This is a genomic window from Streptococcus parasanguinis (assembly GCF_001578955.1).
Classification (GTDB): domain Bacteria; phylum Bacillota; class Bacilli; order Lactobacillales; family Streptococcaceae; genus Streptococcus; species Streptococcus parasanguinis_U.
The window spans coordinates 625,611-631,828 of the sequence record NZ_KQ969689.1; the positions used below are offsets into that span (position 1 = coordinate 625,611).

A 6,218-nucleotide genomic window follows, 5' to 3' on the forward strand; every position below is an offset into this window, starting at 1 on the left:
AAGGGGGTTGATAGCCTTGCAGATCGTTTAGTATTTCGAAAATTTGAAAATGATGATTTTGAAGTTACTGAGATTTTTGAACAAAACAATCCTGATATTTTCTTCGATAGTGCGATATTATCAGCCTTGATTGGATCGTGTAGTTTTATCTACCTTTCTAAAGGGGAAAATGATGAAGTGAGATTGCAAGTGATTGAATCAAGCAATGCAACAGGAATCATTGATCCAATCACTGGTCTATTAGTCGAGGGATATGCGGTGCTGGCTCGTGATGATTATGGTCAACCAATCCTAGAGGCCTATTTCGAACCAAATGCTACTCACTTTATTCCAAAGGGGCAAGATCATTATTCAGTTACTAACCCAGCTAATATTCCATTATTGGTACCTGTCATTCATAGACCTGATGCAGTTCGTCCTTTTGGTAGATCACGGATTACTAGAGCAGGGATGTATTATCAAAAATATGCTAAGCGTACTTTAGAACGGGCTGATATAACTGCTGAATTTTACTCGTGGCCACAGAAATACATCATTGGACTAGATCCTGATGCAGAACCACTAGAGAAATGGAAAGCAACCGTTTCCAGCTTATTGACTATTTCTGCTAGTGATACTGGAGAAAAGCCAAGTATCGGACAGTTCACGACTGCCAGCATGACACCATTCACAGAGCAATTGAGAACAGCAGCAGCTGGATTTGCTGGAGAGATGGGCCTGACTTTGGATGATTTAGGATTTGTTTCAGATAATCCATCATCTGTAGAAGCGATTAAAGCTAGTCACGAGAACTTGCGTTTGGCAGGACGGAAGGCACAACGTTCGTTAGGAGCCGGTTTCCTGAATGTAGCTTATGTAGCTGCTTGTTTGCGTGATGAGTTTCATTATGAAAGAAGCCAATTCGTAAAAACAACCGTTAAATGGGAACCTTTATTTGAAGCTGATGCCAATATGATGACCATGATTGGTGATGGTGCTCTTAAATTGAATCAGGCGTTACCTGGCTACATCAATGCTGAAACAATTAGAGACCTTACAGGTATTGAGGGTGATATGTCTGCTTCTCCTGTGGTGAAAGAAGGAGATCCAGATGGAACATGATGTCTTACCTAGTATCCTAAAAGAAGTTCAGCAACGCTTTGAAAGTGAATACGGGAAGAGCGAGGTTGTTAGTCGAGCTTTTGCAGAATTACAAGCCAAAAAAGCAACTTATAAAACAGCAAATGAGTTTGCGATAGAAGTTGGAGAGATTCTTTCTTAAGCTCTAGGGGCTTCTCTGAGTGCCGATAAATTACCAGATGGTAAAATGTATTATAATATCGCTCAACGTTTGTTGACGGACGTGCTAGGTCGTAATTATGAGATAATAAGCGGTTATACTAGAGATGTTCAGAAAAAACTAAATACAGATGCAAAAATCAGTTTGAAAGTACAAGTTCCTGAATTGAATCAGGATAGGGTCGCTGGAATAGTTAATCGCTTGGCATCTGAGGAAAATTTTGAAGATGTCAGTTGGTTGTTTGGTGAGCCAATAGTTAATTTTTCTCAGTCTATCATAGATGATAGTATTAAAAAAAATGCTGAGTTTCATCATAAATCTGGATTACAACCTGAAATTATTAGAAAATCTTATCTCCATTGCTGTGATTGGTGTCAAGAGGTTCAAGGTAGCTATAAATATCCAAAAGTTCCAAGAAATGTTTATAGAAGACATCAACATTGTCGTTGTACTGTTGACTATGACCCAAAAAGCGGAAAAGTTAAAGACATTTGGAGCAAAATTTGGAGAAAAACTGATGAAAGTGATAAGATAGAAGCAAGAAAAGATATCAATGGGAAATCTCAAATGAGCGAAGTGAGAAAACTTGCGCTTCAAGAAGGAATTTCCTCAAACCCTATCAAAAAAAGTCGTAAAAAACTAACAGAGAAGCAAATCATTGATGCTGTTGGTGGTGGAGATAGAACCAAAGGATCATGTTCATCAGCAGCATTTGCTTACATAGGTAATAAAGGTGGTTATACCGTTTTAGATTTTCGAGGAGGGGAAAGCTGTGACTTTTTCTCTAGAAACAGTAGAATCCAAATGATAGGAAACCTTCCTGGTGTCAAAATGCATGTTGTAAAAAATACAAATGACTTTACTGCTGTCAGAGAATTGTTAGAAAAGGTAGAATCTGGGAACGAATATTATTTAGCGGCAGGTAGACATGCGGCTATCATAAGAAAAAATGAAGGTCGTTTTGAATATTTGGAATTACAATCCAGAATATCAAACGGGTTTAAACCATTAGATAACATTGTTTTGAAAGAAAGATTCAAGTGTAAAAAAACACATAGTACAAGACATGGTAAGTATGAAGTGGATAGTTGTATTATCGATTCGGATTCATTGAAAGATAATCCTGAGTTCCATAATATATTGAGTTTCATTAACACAGCTGGTTCTAAACAAATGAAAGGAATTGAAGGCCATGAAAGATGATTATGAAGAAATAAACTGGTCTGAATATTGTTATAAAGAAAATCATGATGACAAAATTTGGTGGGTTGATACGTCATGGTTTGCTAGAGGGTTGATGTTATTTACGTTTGATAAGGAAAAGTTCTATAACCTTTTTGAAGATTACCCTCAAAACATGACATCAGAAGAGGTTGAAATCTTCGATAAAGAAAATCCATTTTGGGCTGAATTCTTTTCAGACCGAAAATAAGAATACTGAAGCACTCGAAAGGGTGCTTTTATTGTGGCTTTGATTAGGAGGTGATCCAATATCTCCCAGCGATAGGGTTATCATGCGATTACGATTGAAAGGTTATAGTATGGCTAGGAAAAAACTTGGCAATCAGAATCCTACTCAATCGGTGATTTTAAAATACGTCAAGAAAAATTCATTAGCAAATGAAGCGATTGATCTTTACGAAAAAACTGGTCTTTCTTGCTACTCTTGGCAAAAAAACCTTCTACTACCCATGATGGCTGTTGATAAAACTGGCTTATGGGTGCATCAGAAATTTGGATACTCTATTCCTCGACGAAACGGAAAGTCAGAAATTCTTTACATTTGTGAAATTTGGGGGTTGCATAAAGGACTAAACATTCTTCACACAGCTCATCGTATTTCTACTTCTCATGCCTCATTTGAAAAGGTTAAACGTTACCTGGAGAAAATGGGATATGTGGATGGTGAAGATTTTAACTCTATCCGTGCCAAAGGACAGGAACGGATTGAATTATATAAAACTGGTGGTGTGGTCCAATTCCGTACCAGGACATCAAATGGGGGTCTTGGTGAAGGATTCGATATGCTGATCATTGATGAGGCACAGGAATACACAACAGAGCAGGAATCTGCTTTGAAATATACTGTAACCGATAGTGCTAATCCAATGACTATCATGTGTGGGACTCCTCCTACACCAGTTTCCAGTGGTACAGTCTTTACTAAGTATCGAGAAACGTGCTTATTCGGTAAAGGGAAATACTCTGGTTGGGCTGAATGGTCTGTGTCTGAAGAAAAAGAGATTGACGATGTGGATGCCTGGTATCATTCAAATCCATCAATGGGTTATCACTTGAATGAACGAAAAGTAGAAGCTGAGTTAGGTGAAGATAAACTAGATCATAATGTTCAACGTCTAGGTTTCTGGCCTACTTACAATCAGAAGTCCGCTATATCTGAAACAGAATGGAACGAATTAAAAGTATCTGATATTCCTGATCTTGTCGGACAATTATTTGTTGGGATTAAGTATGGACAAGATGGTACAAACGTTGCCATGAGCGTTGCAGTGCGGACGAAAGATGGGCGTTTTTTGTCGAAGTTATAGATTGTCAATCAGTGCGCAATGGGAATGACTGGCTAGTGGCTTTTTTGCGTAGTGCAGATGTGGCCCAAATCGTTATTGACGGTGCAAGTGGTCAAAAGATTCTAGATGAAGAATTGAAGGACTACAAAATTAAGAATGTCATCTTACCAACTGTTAAAGAGATCATAGTGGCAAATGCTCTTTGGGAGCAGGGTATTTATCAAAAAAATATCTGCCATGCTGGACAACCATCTCTATCAAAAGTGGCTACTAACTGCGATAAGCGTAATATTGGTTCAAATGGTGGTTTTGGTTATCGCTCTCATTTTGACGATATGGATATTTCTTTGATGGACAGCGCTTTGCTTGCGCATTGGGCTTGTGTAACTACTAAGCCTAAGAAAAAGCAAAAAATCAGTTATTAAAAAGTAGCAGTCTAAGAACTGCTTTTTTTGATGATAAAATTACCGAACTGCCGGGAAAGCAGGAGAAAGGAGACATGAGAATGTCAGAATTTAAGGTTATTGAAACGCAAGAGGAACTTGATGCAATCATCAAGAATCGTTTAGAACGATTAAAAGAAAAATACTCGGATTACGATGAGATAAAAGCTCTTGCTGTTCAAGTACAGGATGAAAATAGCAGTCTAAAATCTGCATTAGAAACTTCTAAGCAAGAGACAGAAAGTTCTAACAAGCAAATTGCCGATCTTGAGGCTAAAATTTCCGGTTATGAAACGGAAAACTTACGGACTCGAATTGCATTACAGAATGGTTTGCCATTCGACTTAGCTGATCGCTTGCAAGGTACCGATGAAGAAAGTCTAAAAGCAGATGCAGAACGCTTAGCATCTTTTATCAAACCTGTTGAACCTGTTGCACCAATGCGTGTTGTAGAACCACAAATTGGAGACAATAAAACATCGCAAATGAAGTCAATGCTTCGAGAATTAAATAATACAGGAGAATAATGTAATATGACAGACAATTCATTAAAACAAGGAACGCTTTTTAAACCAGAATTGGTTAAAGAACTCATTTCAAAAGTACAAGGACGTTCTGTTCTTGCTAAGCTCTCATCTCAAACACCAATTCCATTTAATGGAGTTGAGCAATTTATCTTTAATCTTGAAGGGAATGCTCAAATTGTTGGTGAAGGACAACAAAAAGGTGCTGGTAAAGCAATCATTGAACCAAAGGTAATCAAACCGCTTAAATTTGTATACCAAGCACGGATCACAGATGAATTTAAGTATGCTTCTGAAGAAAAACAACTTGAATATCTTTCACAATTTGCTGATGGATTCGCTAAGAAAATCGCAGATGCTTTTGATATCGCTGCTATCCACGGTTTGGAGCCAAAAGGGCTTACAGATGCAACCTTCCGTGACACTAACTCATTTGATGGTTTGATCACTGGGAACATTGTAACTTATGCAGAAGATAAATTTGACGATAACATTGATGCTGCTGTCCAACAAATCGTAGCTAAGGGTGGAGAAGTTACTGGTGTGGCCATCTCTCCAGTAGGTGGTCAATCACTTGCTAAGTTGAAAGTAAATGGTGTGGCTCAATATCCAGAATTCCGCTTTGGTCAAAATCCTGACTCGTTCTACGGAATGAAATCAGACGTAAACAAAAACTTGACTGTTACAGGTGGAAATGCTCAAACAGACCATGCAATCGTTGGTGACTTTGAGAACCGTTTCAAGTGGGGTTATGCTGAAAATATCCCAATGGAAATCATTGAATATGGTGATCCAGATGGAGCTGGTCGTGACTTGAAAGCCTACAATGAAATCTTGCTGCGTGCTGAAGCGTTTATCGGATGGGGTATTCTTGATGCTGATGCATTTGCTCGTGTTAAAGCGTAAGGTGATTTGAAATGATTTACGTTAATAAAGTATCAGGAGAAATAATCACCACTGATTCAGAGCTGGGAGGCGATTGGATCGCTGGTAGTGAATATAAAAACGGGACAGAAGTCCCAGAAATGAAAGTGGCAGATATTCGCTCTAAACTAGATAGTTTAGGAATCGAATATGACAAAGGAGCTAAGAAGGCTGACCTTCTTGCTCTTTTAGAACAACATGAAGGGTAAATAAAATGACAACATTTGCGACAGTTGAAGACCTTGAAACTTTGTGGCGTTCTTTGAAATTTGATGAACGAGGAAGAGCTAAGGCACTGTTGGAAATTGTGTCAGATTCTCTTCGTGAGGAAGCTAAGAAAGTCAGCAAAGATTTGGATAAGATGGTGCTTGACAGCCCATCTTATCAAAGTGTTGTGAAATCTGTTACCGTGGATGTGGTTGCTCGTACATTAATGACATCAACCGATCAGGAGCCAATGACACAAATGGCTGAGTCTGCTATGGGATATTCTTTTAGTGGCTCTTATTTGGTGCCTGGT

8 protein-coding genes and 1 pseudogene are annotated in these 6,218 nt (G+C 38.4%); all 9 read left to right on the forward strand.

Annotated features, from left to right (window positions below; translation table 11 throughout):
* A partial coding sequence (locus tag SPADD19_RS02970) for a hypothetical protein (protein WP_241496447.1) occupies window positions 1-1,101 on the forward strand: 1,101 nt, incomplete at its 5' end.
* A complete protein-coding gene (locus tag SPADD19_RS13155; protein WP_423170600.1) occupies window positions 1,091-1,261 on the forward strand; it encodes a hypothetical protein in 171 nt (56 codons plus the stop codon). The genes SPADD19_RS02970 and SPADD19_RS13155, both read left to right, overlap by 11 nt.
* 45 nt (window positions 1,262-1,306) lie before the next feature.
* A complete protein-coding gene (locus tag SPADD19_RS02975) occupies window positions 1,307-2,482 on the forward strand; it encodes a hypothetical protein (protein WP_423170601.1) in 1,176 nt (391 codons plus the stop codon).
* On the forward strand, window positions 2,472-2,711 hold the full coding sequence (locus SPADD19_RS02980) for a DUF7675 family protein (RefSeq protein WP_061455151.1): 240 nt from the start codon (window positions 2,472-2,474) through the stop codon (window positions 2,709-2,711). The genes SPADD19_RS02975 and SPADD19_RS02980 overlap by 11 nt, the downstream gene beginning before the upstream one ends.
* Window positions 2,712-2,820: 109 nt before the next feature.
* Window positions 2,821-4,232, forward strand: a pseudogene (locus tag SPADD19_RS02985) (terminase).
* An 80-nt stretch (window positions 4,233-4,312) separates the two neighbouring features.
* A complete protein-coding gene (locus tag SPADD19_RS02990) occupies window positions 4,313-4,777 on the forward strand; it encodes a capsid assembly scaffolding protein Gp46 family protein (RefSeq protein WP_061455152.1) in 465 nt (154 codons plus the stop codon).
* Window positions 4,778-4,783: 6 nt separating this feature from the next.
* Window positions 4,784-5,680 (forward strand): phage major capsid protein, encoded by an 897-nt coding sequence (locus SPADD19_RS02995; protein ID WP_061455153.1) that lies wholly within the window; start codon window positions 4,784-4,786, stop codon window positions 5,678-5,680.
* A gap of 11 nt (window positions 5,681-5,691) precedes the next feature.
* Window positions 5,692-5,907 (forward strand): HeH/LEM domain-containing protein, encoded by a 216-nt coding sequence (locus tag SPADD19_RS03000; RefSeq protein WP_061455154.1) that lies wholly within the window; start codon window positions 5,692-5,694, stop codon window positions 5,905-5,907.
* A gap of 5 nt (window positions 5,908-5,912) precedes the next feature.
* Window positions 5,913-6,218 (forward strand): Gp19/Gp15/Gp42 family protein (locus tag SPADD19_RS03005; RefSeq protein WP_061455155.1); only part of this gene is annotated, 306 nt, incomplete at its 3' end.

Coding starts and splice junctions, on each gene's coding strand:
- SPADD19_RS13155 (WP_423170600.1), top strand. CDS start 1,091: ATGGAACATGATGTCTTACCTAGTATCCTAAAAGAAGTTCAGCAACGC.
- SPADD19_RS02975 (WP_423170601.1), top strand. CDS start 1,307: ATGTATTATAATATCGCTCAACGTTTGTTGACGGACGTGCTAGGTCGT.
- SPADD19_RS02980 (WP_061455151.1), top strand. CDS start 2,472: ATGAAAGATGATTATGAAGAAATAAACTGGTCTGAATATTGTTATAAA.
- SPADD19_RS02990 (WP_061455152.1), top strand. CDS start 4,313: ATGTCAGAATTTAAGGTTATTGAAACGCAAGAGGAACTTGATGCAATC.
- SPADD19_RS02995 (WP_061455153.1), top strand. CDS start 4,784: ATGACAGACAATTCATTAAAACAAGGAACGCTTTTTAAACCAGAATTG.
- SPADD19_RS03000 (WP_061455154.1), top strand. CDS start 5,692: ATGATTTACGTTAATAAAGTATCAGGAGAAATAATCACCACTGATTCA.